The sequence below is a fragment of the Tamlana crocina genome (assembly GCF_012037625.1).
In genome coordinates, this window is record NZ_JAAVJS010000508.1 from 1 (window position 1) to 357 (window position 357).

1 protein-coding gene is annotated in these 357 nt (G+C 42.0%); it reads left to right on the forward strand.

The annotated features are described in order from the left end of the window. Nucleotides 1–357 (forward strand): DUF3822 family protein (locus tag HC176_RS17810; protein ID WP_167920338.1); only part of this gene is annotated, 357 nt, incomplete at both ends.

The following is a 357-nucleotide window of genomic DNA, read 5'->3' on the forward strand; positions in this document are numbered from 1 at the left end:
GAAGAAGCCTTTTTAAAGGAACAACAGGCAGAAGTTATGGTCCTGTTTTCCAATGAACTTTACAGCCTGGTACCAAAAGCTTATTTTAACGAGGAAAACGCTTCAGAATACCTTAAATACAACACCAGGATCCTTGAGACAGATTACGTGGCGCAGGATGAACTGGCGGAAGGAAAAATGGTGAATGTTTATATCCCGTACACCAACATCAATAATTTCTTTTTTGACAGGTATGGAGAATTTGAATATAGACACACGGTAAGTGTACTGGCAGAGGAATTCCTGATACAGAACCGGTTCCAGACCGAAGGCACCCGTGTATATCTCAATTGTTTTCCGGGAGGATATGACCTGCTG